Origin of the sequence: Curtobacterium sp. 18060 (genome assembly GCF_902706105.1) — a bacterium.
Lineage (GTDB): Bacteria > Actinomycetota > Actinomycetes > Actinomycetales > Microbacteriaceae > Curtobacterium.
Window position 1 is genome coordinate 37,057 of record NZ_CACSJV010000011.1, and the last position, 17,398, is coordinate 54,454.

Below are 17,398 nucleotides of genomic sequence, written 5' to 3' on the forward strand. Positions count from 1 at the left end.
TTCTCCCGGAGGGAGGGACCCGCCCACTGGGACGGGCCCCTCCTACTCGTCAGCGATCGAAGTAGGCGGACTCGAGCTGTGCCGAGGGCTGCGGTGTGTCCGCGGCGAAACCGAGGATGCTCGCGAGACGCGCGACGTTCCCCGCCGCCTGCGGTGCGCTGGCCGCCTTGAACCCTGCTGCCAGAGCCTTCGCGACGCCGACCACCCCGCGCTGCTCTGGCTCAGAGGTCATCGACGGGGCCCCCTGGTTCGCGACGACCTCTGCCATCGCACTCGACTTTTCATAGGACGCCTGAGCAGCCTGCGCCGGCGTAGCGAGCAGGAGCGTGCTGCCGACCAGGATGGCTGCGGCCGAACCCGCGAGCTTCGTTTTGAACTTCATCTTCGAACTCCAATCTGTTGTGTGGAGTACCTGTGTACCAGTTTCGGACCAAGCGATCTAGCTTGCGGGTGCGATGCCATCTGGGCACATTCGGTCAACGTTCCGAAGGGAAGGCCGCCGGGGTCCACATCTTCTAGCTCGACAAGCCCGCCTTCACCGTCTTCCACGACGAGGTTCAGGACTCGGGCGTGGCACCGCTGGCACGGAGACGGCGCTCGGGAAGCTCGGCGCAGGCCCGCGGATACGGACATCGTGCCGGGCGAGCTCGCCAGCGTCGCCGTGCCGGTATCGCGCGAGCGGCCCGGCCGCACAGGACGGCTCGCCTCGGCAACAGGGCGGGCTGCCCTTCGTGTCGCGTCCGGCAGGCGATCAGGTCTCGGTCCGCCCCGGAGGCACGGCTCGGCTCCGGCGGGCAGATCGCGTCGGCGGGGACTCACCCATCGCCTGCCTGACCGTCGGTCAGCCCGAGTTCGTCATTCCTGGCTGTCGAGGCTCATTTTGTCGAAGTCCCCCGCGATGCACTGCGAGCTGCCGTCGATCGTGTACCCGCGGGGATCCGCACGGAAGTCGGAGGAGCTCACCGGACCACCCCTGCCCCGGACGCCGAGGATCGGGTCCTCGCCGCCGGTCTGGTACCGCTCGGTCGTGACCCCGAGCTCCTTCCAGTGCTGTTCCACCGCCTTGACGTCGGCCTTTGGATCAGCGCTGGCAGCGCGGACCTTGGCGTAGACGTACTGGACGCCGCCGGTCCCGAGGCCGAGTCCGCACTTCCCCAGCCGTGGACCGTCGTTGGGTTCCCAACCGTCACCGACAACGTCCGTCGAACCCTCGACGAACGTGACGATCGACTGCTTCGCCCGCTCCGGGGTCTTCCCGAGCCCGGAGCTGCAGCCGGCGAGGACGGCGACCGCGAGCAGTACCGCTCCTACAGACGGGAGGACGATGACGGCTTTCCGTCGAGGTACTTTCATCTGGGAACTCCACTCAGATTGCGCTGTGTCTGCGACGTTCGCACAATCATCTCGTGAGCCGTTCGGGCTGGCCGGTCGTGGCATAGCCCACGTTCTGGAGCGACTGCGTGTCCTCGTCGAGGTAACCGCCGCCGTACCAGGTATGGACTCCATGGTCGTGGACGGGGTTGAGACCCGATGCTCCGTCGGAGCCGAAACTCGTGGCACCAAATCCTGGGGCGGTCGGATCCTGCTTGTGATCCGAACTGAAGTCCCGGCCGACTGCGGCCCATTCGTCGCCGCCCCAGTGTTCGATGAGCGGCTTGGCCACCTCTGCTTGCCCCGCGTCCACCGCATCCGCGTCGATTTCGTCCGCCCCATGGATGCTGTCCGGTATCCCCGCCGATGCCGTTCGTGTCGCGTCCGCCGCGTGCGCCACTCTCGATCCGGCCTGGAGGCACGGCCGCGGTTGCGCCGACGAGGCACGTTGGCACCGGGGTGCCGACCACGACAGTGTGTCTCTCCGTCACCATCGGCGCACGGGTCCTGACCGCCGGCCTGGAGGACGGCGTCTGCGAAGCGTCAGACTCGAGGGCGTTGACTACGTTCATGATCACCAAGGGCGTCATCCACCAGGTCGAGAGTGCGACTGTCCGGGATCGCAACGGCGTGTCAGTCGGCAAGGTCGTGCAGGTGTTCCCCTCCGACGAGGACGGCAGTGCGGCCTACGTCTGTGTCGCAACCGGACTGCTCGGGCGTCACCAGGCGCTCGTCCCCGCCGACGACGCCACGTTCGACGGCACGGACGTGCACGTCGGGTACACGAAGGACGCGATCAAGGGCGCTCCGTCCCTCGGAGCAGGACGCACCTTGTCCCTCGCCGAGGCGAACGCCGTCCGTAAACACTTCGGGCGGTCCCCCACCGGCGCTGCGACCGGAGACATGGGCGACCCACGCGAGAACCTCGACCAGGCCGGGACAGGTCTTGCGGGCGCGGACGACACCGAAGGCGCAGGGACGACCCCGCCGGCCTGAACGTCACCGGAGTGAACGACGCCGAGACCACGGCTTTCGCCCACACCAAGCAAGGCAGCGGCCGGTCCTCTGGCGGGTGCGTGCTCCCTCGTTGATGCGCGCTGCTCTGAGCGTCGCCGACGCGGGTTTCTCGGAAGAGCATGCCCGTCTTCGTCCGACGAGCTCCGCGGCCATCGCACACGCGCAGCACTGCGAAGGCGCTGCTGCGAAGCCCCACCTCGTCGCTGCGCAGTCACGTGTCATGGGAAGTGACCCCCCGACACACATCGACACAACCCTTCTCGCGGGCGTTCGGCGATGCCACAGTCTCGCCATTGCGCACATCTGGTCGGGCTGTCCGCCCACACCAGACGAATCGACACCACACGGCGCCACACCACGCGACAGGCAGCAACCCAGACCACGAAGGAGTCCTCGTGACCATCAGCAACCAGACCGCCGACCGCACGATCGACGAGGGCGCCGACGACGAGCTCCTCGCCCGTTTCCGTCCGATCATCGACCGCATCGCTGCCGGCGCGTCCGAGCGCGAACGCGACCACCGCCTCCCGTTCGAGGAGATCCGCGAACTCGCCGCCGCAGGATTCGGCGCCGTCCGCGTCCCCGTCGCCCACGGCGGAGCCGGGGCGACCCTGCCCCAGCTGTTCCGCCTGCTGACCGAACTCGCCACCGCTGACAGCAACATCCCCCAGGCGCTCCGCGGTCACTTCGCGCTGGTGGAAGACCAGCTGGTCGCACGGACCGGGGAACGCGAGGGGTGGCTGGACCGCTTCGGCCGCGGTGAGATCGCCGGCAACTCGTGGACAGAAGTCGGGTCAGTGCAGGTCGGCGACGTGATCACGAAGGTGACCCCGCAGCAGGACGGGACGTTCCGGATCACCGGGCAGAAGTACTACTCGACCGGCAGCATCTTCGCCGACTGGATCGACACCTACGCCGAACGGACGGACACCGGCGAGCGGGTCATCGCGATCGTCGACGCGCACCAGCCCGGGGTCACTCACACCGACGACTGGGACGGGTTCGGGCAGCGCACCACCGGCTCCGGCACCAGCACCTTCGACGACGCCGTCGTGCAGGCCGACGCGGTGATCCCCTTCGACGAGCGGTTCAAGTACCAGACGGCGTTCTACCAGGGCGTGCTGTTGAGCGTCCTCGCCGGGTCCGTCCTCGCAGGCGAACGGGAGATCGCGCGCGAGGTCCGCAACCGCACCCGCGTCTTCTCACACGGCAACGCCGACACGTTCGCGTCCGACCCGCAGATCCTGCAGGTCGTCGGCGAAGTGTCGGCGGCCGGGTTCGCCGCCACCGCCATCGTCGACCGGGCCGCCGCAGCCCTGCAGGGTGCGTACGAGGGAGCCGGGCTCGACACCGCCGAGGACGAGCGCCGCAACGGCCGCGCCGAACTCGCGACCGCGCAGGCGCAGGTGGCGCTGACCACCCTGGCGACGACGGCGACCTCGCACCTGTTCGACGCGCTCGCGGCGTCCGGGGTGAGCACGACGAAGAACCTCGACCGGCACTGGCGGAACGCTCGCACCGCCGGCAGCCACAACCCGTGGGTGTTCAAGGCACGGATCATCGGTGACCACTCGGTCAACGGTGCCGAACCGCCCCGCGTCTGGGCGATCGGTGCGACCCGCACCTCGTGACGCCCGTCGAAGCCGGGACGGCTTCCGCGTGACCGCTGCTGCGACGTGCCTGCCCCGCCGCCCGGCCGCCGTGCGCGTACAGTCCCTGGCAACGCACGGCTGGCCGACCATCGGGGAACGCGATGCGACTGATCACGGGGACGACACTGGCCGTTGCGCTGGCAGCAGGCGCGCTGATCGGCCTCGCGCCACCAGCGACTGCGGCCGGATCCGGAACGATCACCGTGCAGCTCGCAACGCCGGACGGCACCGCGATCCGGCTGGCGGACGTCGAACTCGCAGCGATCGGCACCGACGTCGTCGTCGGGAACGCCACGACCGACGATGACGGCGCCGCGACGTTCACCGGCATCCCCGCACCGGACACCGTCACGGTGACGACGCAGCAACTCCCGCCGCACGGAACCGAGACCTACGCCCCCGGAATCCGCTCGGGCATCGCGGTCCGCGGCGGTTCGACAGTCGCGGTCACCGTGCCGCTCGTGATCGGTGCCACCGTGCAGGGCGGCGTGGTCGGCCCCACGGGACCCGCCGCCGACCGCCTGATGTACGCCTGGAACGAGGACACCTCGCAGGTGTTCACAACAACCTCGGACAGCACAGGCCAGTACCGGTTCGTCGGGTTGAGCACCGGGAAGTACCGCATCGAGGCGTACGCCAGCGGAACGGCGTCGCCCGCCGTCTGGAAGACCCGGGTGTACCAGCAGCGAGGAACGCTCCCGGCTTCCCAAGTCACGTTGTCACGGCACTACGCACACAGCGACTACGACCTTGTCGTCTACGCGGCTTCGGCGTCCCGCACCCCGTCGGCGCAGCTGAGCGGCGCGACCGTCACGGTGACGAACGCGACGACCGGTGCGTCGTTCTCGACCCGGTTCTCGACGCTGCTCGACAGCGAGCAGACCGCGCAGTTCCAGATCCCCTCCGGGCAGTACGTGGTGGAACTCCGGACCGTGGCGACGACCGCAACGACCGCGCAGACGATGTGGCTCGGCCGTCCGGGAGGCGTGTACCGGTACGTGGCAGACCGGGCGCAAGCCGTCCCGGTGAAGGTCGTTTACGGCGGGTTCAACGGTTGGGGTGGCGCGGTACCGGAGACGGTGTCGCGCTGAGTGGTCGGGCGCAGTTGACTGCGCGACTGCACGCGATCACGTGAGAAACGACGGACGGGAGGCGCGGCGCCAGCTGGCACCGCCTCGCTGTACACGCCGAGCGAGTACTGCCCGTTCGGCCGGACGCTCCAGGTCACCCCGGCCCGGACCTCGTGGTCCGTCCCGACCTTCGCGCTGCGCGACCGCCATCCTTCTTCATCGAAGTAGCGCTGCCTCAGTTCGAGGTTCTGCTCCGCGCCGGTCGCGCCGTCCGGTGCCTCGCCGAACGCGGCGTCGCCGGCCGGCAGCGGGCGGACGTCTCCACCGTTCCAGTACCAGGCGCCGTCCGAGATCTGCTGCTGCGCGGCGGCGAGGACCGCCTGCCCGTGCTCGTACCGCTCGCCGGCCGAGTCAAACTCGTCCTTCAACGACAGATTCGCGACCTGTGCCTGCGTCTTGCCGGCCGCGTCTCGCGTGTCCTCTCCGGTCACCGTCGTCTCCTCTGCCGGCGCCGCCCGAGGCGCATCCGGTCGTCGCGAGCTCCACGGCCGCGAGCATGGTCACGACGGCGCCGCGCAGACGTGTGCGAGTCAGGACGGTCATGGCCCCATTTTCCCGTCTGCGACGATCTGCGCGAGCGAGTCGAGTGCTTCGGGACAGTGACCGGACGGGCTGCGTGAGAGGCTTCCGGTCAGTCCGATGACGAACGGACGAAGAGGTAGTCGGGACGCGGCACATCGAGTGATCCGACGTAGAAACCGAGTCCGCCGTTGGTCGAGTAACCCTGGCGCACGAAGCGGTCATCGAAGTAGAACCGAATGCCGGTCGAGTCCCCGTCGGCCACCTTCCAGCGTCCGGAGAAGCTCGCCGAGTCCCCGCCGCCCGCGCAGCCCGGAGGGCTCGTCGCAGCGTTCCTGGTCCGGCACGCGAGGTCGATCGGGATGTTGCGCGCCGTGAACGTTCGATCCGCCGACACGGTGAACTCCGCCGCTCCGTCGCCGTCCGCACCCTCGAGCACCCAAGTGCCGGCGTAGTCCTGCGGCTCGGGCTGTGCCGTGACGGCGCAACCGGTCAACAACATCGCCAGCACCGCGATCGAGGTCGCGACGCCCGCCAGGTGTCTAGTCACAACTTCACCTTCTCCGTCCACGTGAACCGCTCCGTCACCCGCGAGAACGGACCGTGGTCTCCAGCGGCTCGGTTCAACGCGTCGTAGTCGAGCCCGGGAATCCGCAGGGCGGAGCCGAGCGTGGTCTCGTTCGTCGCCGTGTACTCGACCACGGTGGTTCCGTCGTCGCCCTTCGACACGACCTTCGCGTCAACGTCGTACGTCCCGAGGGCCAAGAGCGTGCGATCCCGTTCAGACGCCACCGGCCAGGTGACAACCGTGCGGATGTCCCGGAGGAGGTTCTGGTTCGTCAACGACGCGGGTCCCGCCTGGTAGCCGTACCCGGTCGCGACGCCCGTGTCCTTCAGATCGTCGAGGATGTCCCTGCGCTGGTCACCCGGCAGCTCGTTCCTCACGACCTGCGTCATCTTGCTGTCCGATCCGTAGAGCAACGTCCGAGGTGACGTGCCCGTCGCCCACCCGAAGAGCATCTCACCCTGCCCACTCGTCAGGACGGTCCCGGCGTAGAAGTCCGCTGCCATGCCGACAGGGATACCGACCAGCGGGAGCGGACTGAGCGCGCCGAGGACGACGCCTGGGCCCGGCATGCGTGGGTCGAGGAGCGACATGCCGAGCAGCCATGACAAGGCGTGCGAGGCGTGCAGGTCCCCGTCCATCGAGAAGGCGCCGTTGTTCGACAAGTGGTACGAGATCCCGAGCAAGCCCTGTCGGCCGGCTCCGTACGCCGCGAGTTCCGCGTCCGTGATCGGTCGGAGTCCGGTCGGGTCGGTCTGGTTGACCGGGTCGTTGCCAGAGAAGGCGTACGGGTTGTCGGCCCAGGCCGCACCCGCCACCGGGGGCAGGGGATCTGGGGACAGGAACGACCGTACCGACGGATCGTACGCTCGTGCTCCGCTCAGCTCGAGTCCACCGACCAGGACGGTGCCGGTCGGACTGACCTCGATGCCGTCCGGGAGGCGCGGTGACGTCGCGACGTCGGTCGAGAACCACGGGTCGTGTAGCTGCGCGGAGCGAGAACGACGCCACCCCGAGGTGATCCAGCTCCCGTCGACGCCGAGCATCCCGGGCGCGGTGACGATCGGAACGTCACCGATCGCCAGCAGGGTGGGCACGGGTGCCGTCGGATCCCAGCAAAGCGTCGTGCCGTTGACCTCGGCGAGTTCACCGAGAGCGTTGACCCACAGGTCGGAGCGCTTCACGCCCACCCCGTCTGCACGCACGACTGTGCGGAGCTGACCGAGCTCGTCCCACACGTACGTGGTGGTGCCGTCGTCGGTTGCGGCGAGGACACGCCTGCCTGAGCTGTCGTACTCGAACCGGACGACCGCGGTCCCGTCGCCTCGGCTTTCGGTTTGCAGGAGCGCTCCGGTGGCGTCGTGCAGGTACGAGGTGTTCACGAATGCGTCTCGCTCCTCGACCATCCGGCCGGAGCGATCGTAGGTCCAGGTCGACGCGGTCGTCCCGGTCGCGGCAACCAACTGCGACGCCTCGTCGTACTCGTACGTCACGGTCATCCCGTCCGGATCGCGCACGGCAGCGACGCGCCCTCGGCTGTCGCGCTCGAGCGTGGTCTTCCGCCCGTCTGACACATGCCCGACGACGAAGCCATCGCGGTACTGCCACGACTGACCCACGGACCCGGCGACGACCTCGGTCAGCCGGCCGTCACCGTCGTACCGGAACGAGGCGTCGGGGAAGTCGGGCCGCCTCATGCCGGTCAGGATGCCTGCACGACCACGGTCGTACTCGGTCCTGACGCCGTCCGGCGTGGTTATCGCGCGCTGGTTGCCAGCGGCGTCGTACTCCCATCCGGTCGTCATGCTCCGCCCGGCACGAGTCGTCGTGCGCCGGAGTAGTTCGTGCCGGGCGCCGTACTCCAGCCGGTGCTCGGTCTGCTCGCCGTCGGGGTGAGTCCTGTCGGTGATCGTGATCGATCGGCCGGACTCGTCCCGCGCGACTGCCGCAACGAGTCGGCCGTCCTGACGGACCTCGGTCAGCCGCCCTGCTGGGTCGTGGGTCCACGTGGTCGTGTGGCCATCGGGATTCGTGCGGGCCGTCGGTCGGCCGGCTGCGTCCCGAGTCCACGTCACGGCGCGGCTCATCGGGTCGGTCGTCGACGCCATGTCACCGAGCCCGGTCCAGGTGTTCAGCGTGCGCCCGCCGGAGGGCCCGACCATCTGCGTGACCCGCCCGAGGACGTCCCGGTGGAAGGTCGTGGAGTGCCCGAGCGCGTCGTCGACCGCGACCGCCTGCCCGGCAATGTCCCGGGTGATCGTCCGGCGACCGTTCGGTGAGTCGTCGACAGTGACCAGACGCCCGGCAGGGTCGTGACCGTACCGCGTCGTCCCGATGCCGGGCACTCGTTCCGCAACCAGCCGTGAACAGGCGTCGTATTCGAACGTGGTGACGGCACCCGAGGGCTCGATGCGTTCCACAATCCGCGAGTCCGCATCGTATCCGAGCATCGTCCTGCCACCGTCTGCATCGGTCCACGCCGAGAGCCGACCGCAGACATCGTACTCGATGGTCGTACGGTCACCGAGCGGAGACGTACCGGCGACTACGCGGCCCGCGAGGTCGAGGTCCAAGAACGGTACTGCCGCAGGACGATCTGTCTGCTCGACGACAGAGCGGACGCCTGCGGGATCGATCCGTGCCGTCGGGCGCCCGACGGCGTCATACTCCCGGAGCCATCGCCCACCTGCCGGATCCGTCACCTCGCGCAGTCGCGAGAGCGCGTCGTGGAGCATCTTCCAGTGAGTACCGTCCGGCAGGAGGATCTCGTGCAGGTTGCCCAGATTGTCGTACCGAACGTCGCTCGCCCGTCCGAGCGGATCCGTGGCGCGCGTGACGCTGCCCCCGGTTCCGTACTCGTATGTTGTCTGCCCGCCCACCGGATCGGCGACCGAGATGACACGACCCCCCGCGTCGCGTTCGAACGTCCACACGGAACCGTCTGGGGCTTCACAGGACGTCACGAGGCCGGCGGCGTCACGTTCGAAGCGCGTCCGGTGTCCCAGGGGAGTGGTGGTCGTGATCACTTGACCAACGTGGTCCCGCGTGTACAGGGTCGTCCCGCCCAGCGCGTCCGTGACAGCGACGAGGTCACCCGAAACGTCGTACTCGTACATCAGCACGACGCCCTCAGGGTCCTCGACGCGGACGAGCAGGTCATCGACCCAGTTCATCGTGAAGCGAGCGCCTCGTTCGTCGACGACGAGCGAGGGGTACGTCGCCGAGGGGTCGGCGTACGTGAACGAGACGCTTCGACCGTCGCGCTCGATGCGATGCACGCGGTCGTGATCGTCGTGGGCGACGACCGTGTCGGTCCCGTCCGCTGCGACGGTGCGGGTGAGGCGCCCGCGGTCGTCGTACTCGTGCACCGCGACTGATCCGTCACGAGCGGTCGAGGCCACGAGGTTCCCGTGCTCGTCGTGGCTCAACGACTGTCGTCGACCATCCGCGTCGGTGATTGCGACCACGCGACCGTGGCGATCGGATGTCCACGTGTTCGACTGTGTGCCGTCCTCATCGGCGACGGACGTGACCCGTCCGGGAAGGTACGCGAACCGGATCGTGCGGCCTTGCGGAGTCGTCTGCAGGAGCACACGACCGTGCTGGTCGTAGATGTTCGCACACTCGACGACGCCGTCCGCCGCCGTCACCCGCTCGATGCGACCGCCGTCCTCCCATGTGTACGTCCGCGTTCCGCCGGGACCCGTCACCGACCTGAGTGCACCGTCGTCGGCGTAGTCGTACGTGACCGTGCGTCCGTCGGAGGAGCGCGCCGAACGGACCAGCCCGTCGCGGTGAAGGAAGTCGATGAACCGCCCGCGTCGGTGCTGGAGCCGCACGAGCCTGTCGTCGCCGTCCCGCACGGCCTTGGTGGTCGCCGCGGTCCCGGTACCGGCGGCGATCCACACCCCTCGGGATGTGAACGACCACCAGGAGCCGGCGTTGTCACGGACGACGAGGACCACCTCACGGTCAACCGTCGAACCCGCCGTCGGGTCGGGTTCTGGTGCCAGCCACAGGTTCTCTCCGACGGCACGAACCGCGATGTCGCCCCGGGTCGGGAAAGTGCTCCGTCGGCCGTCATCGTGCACCAACTCAACATGGTCGGCGAGGACCTCGAGGCGCTTGTCGAGGACTGAGGACCACCCGCGACCGAAAGAACCAGCGACGAGGTCGAACGAGTTGTACAACCGCGTGAGCTCGAAGCCCTCAGCGCCTCCGGCGAAGGAGAGGTCACGCTCCAGCTCGACGAAGTTGCCGGTCGCCGTGTTCACGGGGTCGGCTGCGAAGCCACTGGTGGGGACCGCGCCGAGCAACGACGGGGCGCCGAAGTCGAGGTCGGTCCGCGTCCTGCCCACCCCCGCCGCCAGTAGCGCGGCCAGGAGCGAAGTGTCGTTCAGCGAGACGACGTCTCCGCTCGCCCCGGCTGCTTCGAAGGCAGCTGCGATCGTGTTCGCCCAGTCCACGTCGCCTTCATTTGCGGTCGACCAGGCCCGGAAGCCCGCGAGGAGCGTCGACAGGTCAACTCGGCCGAAGTCGCACCCCTGGGTGAAGGCCGCCAGGGCAGCCGCGATCCGCCCCGGGAGCGCCTGCAGGCTGCCGTTCAGTGAGGCGGATCCGGAGGCGAACGCCCGGAGGCGGTCTGGTCGCGCGGACGAGACACTTCCCCCGGTTCCCGGACCGGCACCCGGCGTCGGCGTGCTCCTGGTACGCGCCGTGTAGCTCGTACTCGGGAAGGCCGGAACGTCGACCTTGCCACTGCTCGGCGGGGGTTCTTCACCGAAAATCTGGTCCCAAGTACTGTCGACGAGGTCAGTCCGGCGGGCCATCACGCGGTCGCGCCAGGCCCGGGCCTCGCGCCGGCGGGTGTTCTCCGCCCGCGCGGCATCGCTGAGCGCACGGATGCCGCTCGCGACCTCGCCGAGCTTCGTGGTGAGCTCGCGCGCGTCCTCCTGGGCGATCTGCGCGTTCGACCGGAAGGTCTCCGCGAAACCGCCTGCGAAGTCGGTGCCGGCCAGCGTGACGAGCGCCGCGCGCGACGGCGATTGGAGCTCCACCGTAGTCTTCGCCAGGTCGCACTGTCGTGCGAGGTCGTCGGCCGCGGAGAAGTCGTACGTCAGGTCCGGCAGTGCGTACGCGGTCAGGTCTGTCGTTCCAGTCACCGTTGTGTCCCCCCATGGAAAGCGGTGTTGTCTCAGTCGAACCTAACGCAGGCTCGTCGCCCGTGTCGCTGGTCCCCCACGGAGCCAGCCCGAGCGAGCGAGCGAGCGGACCAAGCATCTCTCTGGCCTGCTACCGCACACACGAATCGGCCCGCTCCGACATCGAATCACCAGGACAGGGCCTGCTCCGCCCAGGCGCATCAGATCTGCGGGCGCAGTCAACGTCGCCTGCGGGCGGGCCCCGGATGACAGCGCCGTCCAATCGCCCCGAGGGGAACTCGGACTCGACCGAGGGTGCATTCGATGGACGACCAGAACGCACGGCCCAAGGAGGTCGCCGCCCTCGTCGAGTCCGCGCCGACCACCGCCACCCGCTGACCGGACACGTCAGTGCGGTCCGGCGAACGACGACGCCCCGCCGGCAGAAGCCAGCGGGGCGTCCCCACGAGTCAGAGCGAGATCAGAAGTCCCAGTCCTCGTCCTCGGTCTTCTCCGCCTTGCCGATGACGTACGACGACCCCGACCCCGAGAAGAAGTCGTGGTTCTCGTCCGCGTTCGGCGACAGGGCCGACAGGATCGCCGGGTTCACGTCCGTCGTCTCCTTGGGGAACATCGGCTCGTAGCCCAGGTTCATCAGCGCCTTGTTGGCGTTGTAGTGCAGGAACTTCTTGACGTCCTCGGTCAGCCCGACCTGGTCGTAGAGGTCCTGCGTGTACTGCACCTCGTTCTCGTAGAGCTCGAACAGCAGGTTGAACGTGTAGTCCTTGATCTCCTGCTTGCGCTCTTCGGAAGCGCCCTCGAGGCCCTTCTGGAACTTGTACCCGATGTAGTACCCATGGACGGCTTCGTCGCGGATGATCAGGCGGATCAGGTCGGCCGTGTTGGTGAGCTTGGCGCGCGAGGACCAGTACATCGGCAGGTAGAAGCCGGAGTAGAACAGGAACGACTCGAGCAGCGTCGAGGCGACCTTGCGCTTCAGGGGGTCGTCACCGGTGTAGTAGTCGAGGACGATCTGGGCCTTCTTCTGCAGGTTCACGTTCTCGGTGGACCAGCGGAAGGCGTCGTCGATCTCGGGCGTCGAGGCCAGCGTCGAGAAGATCGACGAGTAGCTCTTCGCGTGCACCGACTCCATGAACGCGATGTTCGTGTAGACGGCTTCTTCGTGCGGGGTGATCGCGTCGGGGATCAGGCTGATCGCGCCGACGGTGCCCTGGATGGTGTCGAGCAGCGTCAGGCCGGTGAAGACCCGCATCGTGAGCTGCTGCTCCGCCGGCGTCAGCGTGTTCCACGACTGCACGTCGTTCGACAGCGGCACCTTCTCGGGCAGCCAGAAGTTGTTGACCAGCCGGTTCCAGACCTCGACGTCCTTGTCGTCCTGGATGCGGTTCCAGTTGATGGCACTGACCGAACTGATCAGCGGGATGGACTTGCCCGTGGCGTGGACCGGGTCGGTGAGGGTCATGGGATTGTCTTCCGGATTCGAGATGGTGATCTGATGACGGACTGGAGGCGCGGGGCGGGGCCCGCCCCGCGCCTCCAGGAAGAGAGCAGCAGCTCTACAGCATGCAGCTGACGCAGCCCTCGACCTCGGTGCCCTCGAGGGCGAGCTGGCGCAGACGGATGTAGTAGATCGTCTTGATGCCCTTGCGCCATGCGTAGATCTGGGCCTTGTTGATGTCACGCGTGGTGGCGGTGTCCTTGAAGAACAGCGTCAGGGACAGGCCCTGGTCCACGTGCTGCGTCGCCGCGGCGTACGTGTCGATGATCTTCTCGGCACCGATCTCGTACGCGTCCTGGTAGTAGTCCAGGTTGTCGTTCGTCATGAACGGCGCCGGGTAGTAGACGCGGCCGAGCTTGCCTTCCTTGCGGATCTCGATCTTCGACGCGATCGGGTGGATCGACGACGTCGAGTGGTTGATGTACGAGATCGAACCGGTCGGCGGGACTGCCTGCAGGTTCTGGTTGTAGATGCCGTGCTCCTGGACCGAGGCCTTCAGTGCGGCCCAGTCCTCCTGCGTCGGGATCGTGATGTTCGCGTTGTCGAACAGCGAGGCGACACGAGCGGTCGCGGGGGTCCACGCCTGGTCGGTGTACTTGTCGAAGAACTCACCCGACGCGTACTTCGAGTCGCGGAACCCGTCGAAGGTCTCGCCGGTCTCGATGGCGATGTTGTTCGAGGCGCGCAGGGCGTGGAACAGCACCGTGTAGAAGTAGATGTTCGTGAAGTCGATGCCCTCTTCGGAGCCGTAGTAGACGCGCTCACGAGCGAGGTAGCCGTGCAGGTTCATCTGGCCGAGGCCGATGGCGTGCGACTTGTCGTTGCCGTCCTCGACGGAACGCACCGAGGTGATGTGCGACATCTGCGAGACCGAGGTCAGGCCGCGGATGGCCGTCTCGATGGTCTTGCCGAAGTCGGGCGAGTCCATCGTCAGCGCGATGTTCAGCGAGCCGAGGTTGCAGGAGATGTCCTTGCCGATCTCCTTGTAGGACAGGTCCTCGTTGAAGGTCGTCGGGGTGTTGACCTGCAGGATCTCGGAGCACAGGTTGGACATGTTGATCCGACCCTTGATCGGGTTGGCCTTGTTCACCGTGTCCTCGAACACGATGTACGGGTAGCCGGACTCGAACTGGATCTCGGCGATGGTCGTGAAGAAGTCACGCGCCTTGATCTTCGTCTTCTTGATGCGCGAGTCGTCGACCATCGCGCGGTAGTTCTCGGAGATCGGGACGTCGCCGAAGGGGACGCCGTAGACCTTCTCGACGTCGTACGGCGAGAACAGGTACATGTCCTCGTTGTTCTTCGCGAGCTCGAACGTGATGTCCGGCACGACGACGCCGAGGGACAGCGTCTTGATGCGGATCTTCTCGTCGGCGTTCTCGCGCTTGGTGTCGAGGAACTTCATGATGTCCGGGTGGTGGGCGCTGAGGTAGACCGCGCCGGCACCCTGACGCGCACCGAGCTGGTTCGCGTAGGAGAAGGAGTCTTCCAGCAGCTTCATCACGGGGATGATGCCCGAGGACTGGTTCTCGATCTGCTTGATCGGGGCGCCGGCCTCACGGATGTTGGAGAGGAGCAGGGCCACGCCGCCGCCGCGCTTCGAGAGCTGCAGCGACGAGTTGATCCCGCGCGAGATCGACTCCATGTTGTCTTCGATGCGCAGCAGGAAGCAGGAGACGAGTTCGCCGCGCTGGGCCTTCGCCGTGTTGAGGAACGTCGGGGTGGCGGGCTGGAAGCGGCCGGCGACGATCTCTTCGACGAGGTCGATCGCGAGCTGCTCGTTGCCCTGGGCCAGGCCGAGGGCGGTCATGACGACGCGGTCCTCGAAGCGCTCGAGGTAGCGCTTGCCGTCGAACGTCTTGAGCGTGTAGCTCGTGTAGTACTTGAACGCGCCGAGGAACGTCTGGAACCGGAACTTCTTCGAGTACGCCAGGTCGTTGAGTCGCTGGATGAAGTCCAGCGAGTACATGTCGATCGTCGCTTTTTCGTAGTACTCGTTCTCGACCAGGTAGTCGAGCCGCTCCTTCAGGTTGTGGAAGAAGACGGTGTTCTGGTTGACGTGCTGCAGGAAGAACTGCTTGGCGGCCTCACGATCCTTGTCGAACTGGATGTTCCCGTCCGCGTCGTAGAGGTTGAGCATCGCGTTGAGGGAGTGGTAGTCCATCCCCGTCTGCGGCGACGTCAGATCGACGTCTGCAACTGCTGCGTCCAAAATGCATCCAATCCTGTGTTGACCGCCGACACGTCGTCAGGGGTCCCGAAGAGTTCAAACCGGTAGAGAAGGGGGACGTTGCACTTCCGCGCGATGACGTCCCCGGCCAGGCCGTAGGCCTCGCCGAAGTTCGTGTTGCCGCCGACGACCACACCGCGGATGAGCGAGCGGTTGTGCGCGTCGTTGAGGAACTTGATGACCTGCTTGGGGACCGCACCATCGCCGTTGCCGCCACCGTAGGTGGGCAGGAACAGGACGTAGGGCTCGTCCACGTGGAGGAAGGGTTCGCTCGGGTAGAGCGGGATCCGGTCCGCGTCGCGGCCGAGCTTCTCGACGAAGCGCGCGGTGTACCCGGACACGCTCGAGAAGTAGACCAATCGGCTCATGGCGCGCTCCTCGGTGGAAGGTGCGGACAGACGGACCGGGGGTGTCCTGTGGGCGGCGATCCGGGCCTCCTGAGCGGGTCCGGGGTGACCGTCCACAGGACGGGAGGCGACTACGCCAGTTCGGCGCTGAGCGTCGCGATCTTGTCGGGGCGGAAGCCCGACCAGTGGTCGTCGTCCGTGACGACGACGGGGGCCTGCATGTAGCCCAGGCTCTTGACGTGTTCGAGGGCTGCCTCGTCGGTGGAGACGTCGTGCACTTCGTACTCGATGCCCTTGTTGTCGAGGGCCCGGTACGTCGCTGTGCACTGGACGCAGGACGGCTTGGTGTAGACGGTGACGGCCATGTTCTCCCCTGGTTTCTGGGCCTGATTCCAGGTCCGAAGTTCGTGTGCGGTGCTGAGGACGACGCTACTACATGTTGTGCCCGGCGGACCCGTCGACCACAAGAGAAAGTGTTACACGCCTGTAGTTTCCACAACCCGATCCACAGACTGTGGATTCCCGGAGGCCCGGTTTTCCGCCACTCTCGCACCCACCACCGACACTCTCCACAAGCTGTGGACGGAAGTTCTCGACACCTCCCGTCGGCGTGTCTGAGAACGGTGTCGACGAGGACCTCCTCCACACCTCCCCCGGACGGGTGACACCCCGATCCGTCCGGTCCGTACACTCGTCTCGTGAGCACGTACGGCCCCCTCCTGAAGACCCCCGGCGTGGGTCGTGTCATCGCTGCACAGCTCACCGCGCGCTTCCCGTTCGGGATGCTCTCGCTGGCCTACCTGCTGCACGTCGAGCACGTCTTCCACTCCTACGGCGCCGCCGGCCTGGTGCTCGCGACGACGAGTGTCGGGCAGGCGCTGGCCGGCCCGCTCACCAGCCGTTGGATGGGCAGCTGGGGCATGCGCCCCGTCCTCATCCTGACGAGCATCGTCGCGCTCGTCAGCATGGGGGTCATCGGGTTCGTCCTCATGCCGCTCTGGGGCTACGTGGTGGTCGGGTTCCTCGGCGGTCTCGCGGTTCCGCCCGTGCAGCCGGCGGTCCGCACCATCTACCCCAAGATGGTGACCTCGTCGCAGCTCACCCCCTTGTTCTCGCTCGACGCCAGCGCCCAAGAACTGATCTGGGTCGCCGGCCCGGTCATCACCACCTTCGTCGCGACCCAGGTCGGCACGGTCGAGGCGATCGTCGTCGCCATGGTCTTCCTGGTGGTCGGCGGCATCTGGTTCATCGCCTCACCCGAGCTCGGCCGCGTCCGCATCCCCCGCTCGAAGCGCGCGTTCGGCGTGGTGCTGAAACGACCGTCGGTCGTCGTCGCCACCCTGACCGGTCTGCTGCTCATCGGGGCGTGCGCCGCGGTCGAGGCCAGCGTCACGAGCGTCTTCGGCGAGGGCAGCCCGAACGCCGGCATCGTCCTGGCCGTCTTCGCGGTCGGGTCCCTGTTCGGCGGCCTGGCCTTCGGCCACCGTCCGATCTCCCCCAACACCCTGTGGACGCGCATGGCGATCGTCTTCGTCGGTCTCGCGCTCGCCCTGGGCGGCACGAACTTCTGGTGGCTCTGCCTCGCCCTCGTGATCGCGGGCATCGGCATCGCGCCGGCACTCGCGGTGATGTTCGGTTCGGTCTCCGCCACCGTCAAGTTCTCCGACACTGCCGAGGCCTACGGCTGGATGGGGACCGGTCAGCTCATCGGTGCCGCCGGCGGGTCCGCGGTCGCCGGCTTCCTGATCGACAGCAGTGGCCCGGTGGGCGGCTTCACGGTCGGTGCGGTCATGGCCGGGGTGGGCGTCGTCGTCGCGCTCGGCGCCAAGCGCTGGCTGCCCGACCTGCGCGGCCGTGACGCCAGCCCCATCCCCGACACCGAGCCGGTGGTCCTGCCGACCTGAGCG

Annotated in this window: 14 protein-coding genes; 4 read left to right on the top strand and 10 right to left on the bottom strand. The window is 67.5% G+C overall.

Annotated features, from left to right (window positions below; translation table 11 throughout):
* Nucleotides 1–49: 49 nt before the first annotated feature.
* The 3 genes from GVL05_RS07885 to GVL05_RS07895 all read right to left on the bottom strand — a co-directional run bounded on the left by GVL05_RS07885 (nt 50) and on the right by GVL05_RS07895 (nt 1,771).
* Nucleotides 50–382 (bottom strand): hypothetical protein, encoded by a 333-nt coding sequence (locus tag GVL05_RS07885; protein ID WP_123341225.1) that lies wholly within the window; start codon nt 380–382, stop codon nt 50–52.
* Nucleotides 383–855: 473 nt separating this feature from the next.
* Nucleotides 856–1,353 carry a hypothetical protein gene (locus GVL05_RS07890; RefSeq protein WP_123341226.1) on the bottom strand — a complete coding sequence of 166 codons (498 nt, stop codon included), beginning with the start codon at nt 1,351–1,353 and terminating at the stop codon, nt 856–858.
* 46 nt (nt 1,354–1,399) lie between these two features.
* Complete coding sequence (locus GVL05_RS07895) at nt 1,400–1,771, bottom strand: hypothetical protein (protein WP_123341227.1); 372 nt, start codon at nt 1,769–1,771, stop codon at nt 1,400–1,402.
* Nucleotides 1,772–1,941: 170 nt separating this feature from the next.
* Between GVL05_RS07895 and GVL05_RS07900 the strand changes: the two genes are divergently transcribed.
* From GVL05_RS07900 to GVL05_RS07910, 3 genes are all read left to right on the top strand, one after another.
* A complete protein-coding gene (locus tag GVL05_RS07900; RefSeq protein WP_123341228.1) occupies nt 1,942–2,367 on the top strand; it encodes a hypothetical protein in 426 nt (141 codons plus the stop codon).
* A 416-nt stretch (nt 2,368–2,783) separates the two neighbouring features.
* Nucleotides 2,784–4,019 carry an acyl-CoA dehydrogenase family protein gene (locus GVL05_RS07905; RefSeq protein WP_159572676.1) on the top strand — a complete coding sequence of 412 codons (1,236 nt, stop codon included), beginning with the start codon at nt 2,784–2,786 and terminating at the stop codon, nt 4,017–4,019.
* 224 nt (nt 4,020–4,243) lie between these two features.
* The gene (locus GVL05_RS07910; protein WP_159572678.1) at nt 4,244–5,131 is read left to right on the top strand and encodes a carboxypeptidase-like regulatory domain-containing protein; all 888 of its coding nucleotides are present in this window, start codon (nt 4,244–4,246) and stop codon (nt 5,129–5,131) included.
* Here GVL05_RS07910 and GVL05_RS07915 read toward each other — a convergent pair.
* From GVL05_RS07915 to nrdH, 7 genes are all read right to left on the bottom strand, one after another.
* On the bottom strand, nt 5,077–5,601 hold the full coding sequence (locus GVL05_RS07915) for a hypothetical protein (RefSeq protein ID WP_123341231.1): 525 nt from the start codon (nt 5,599–5,601) through the stop codon (nt 5,077–5,079). The genes GVL05_RS07910 and GVL05_RS07915 overlap by 55 nt on opposite strands.
* Nucleotides 5,602–5,801: 200 nt before the next feature.
* A complete protein-coding gene (locus GVL05_RS07920; RefSeq protein WP_131847151.1) occupies nt 5,802–6,239 on the bottom strand; it encodes a hypothetical protein in 438 nt (145 codons plus the stop codon).
* On the bottom strand, nt 6,236–11,416 hold the full coding sequence (locus tag GVL05_RS07925; protein ID WP_159572680.1) for a DUF6531 domain-containing protein: 5,181 nt from the start codon (nt 11,414–11,416) through the stop codon (nt 6,236–6,238). Before GVL05_RS07925 ends, GVL05_RS07920 begins: the two co-directional genes overlap by 4 nt.
* A gap of 460 nt (nt 11,417–11,876) precedes the next feature.
* Nucleotides 11,877–12,878: a class 1b ribonucleoside-diphosphate reductase subunit beta gene (gene nrdF, locus GVL05_RS07930; protein ID WP_111086559.1), complete on the bottom strand. Its 1,002-nt coding sequence runs from the start codon at nt 12,876–12,878 to the stop codon at nt 11,877–11,879.
* 94 nt (nt 12,879–12,972) lie between these two features.
* Nucleotides 12,973–15,078: a class 1b ribonucleoside-diphosphate reductase subunit alpha gene (gene nrdE / locus GVL05_RS07935; RefSeq protein ID WP_134194811.1), complete on the bottom strand. Its 2,106-nt coding sequence runs from the start codon at nt 15,076–15,078 to the stop codon at nt 12,973–12,975.
* A 17-nt stretch (nt 15,079–15,095) separates the two neighbouring features.
* Nucleotides 15,096–15,512: a class Ib ribonucleoside-diphosphate reductase assembly flavoprotein NrdI gene (gene nrdI, locus GVL05_RS07940; RefSeq protein WP_131921385.1), complete on the bottom strand. Its 417-nt coding sequence runs from the start codon at nt 15,510–15,512 to the stop codon at nt 15,096–15,098.
* A 110-nt stretch (nt 15,513–15,622) separates the two neighbouring features.
* A complete protein-coding gene (gene nrdH, locus GVL05_RS07945) occupies nt 15,623–15,856 on the bottom strand; it encodes a glutaredoxin-like protein NrdH (protein WP_017886897.1) in 234 nt (77 codons plus the stop codon).
* Nucleotides 15,857–16,189: 333 nt separating this feature from the next.
* Between nrdH and GVL05_RS07950 the strand changes: the two genes are divergently transcribed.
* Entirely contained in the window at nt 16,190–17,395 is a 1,206-nt protein-coding gene (locus GVL05_RS07950; protein ID WP_123294955.1) for an MFS transporter, read from the top strand.
* The last annotated feature ends 3 nt before the right edge of the window (nt 17,396–17,398 follow it).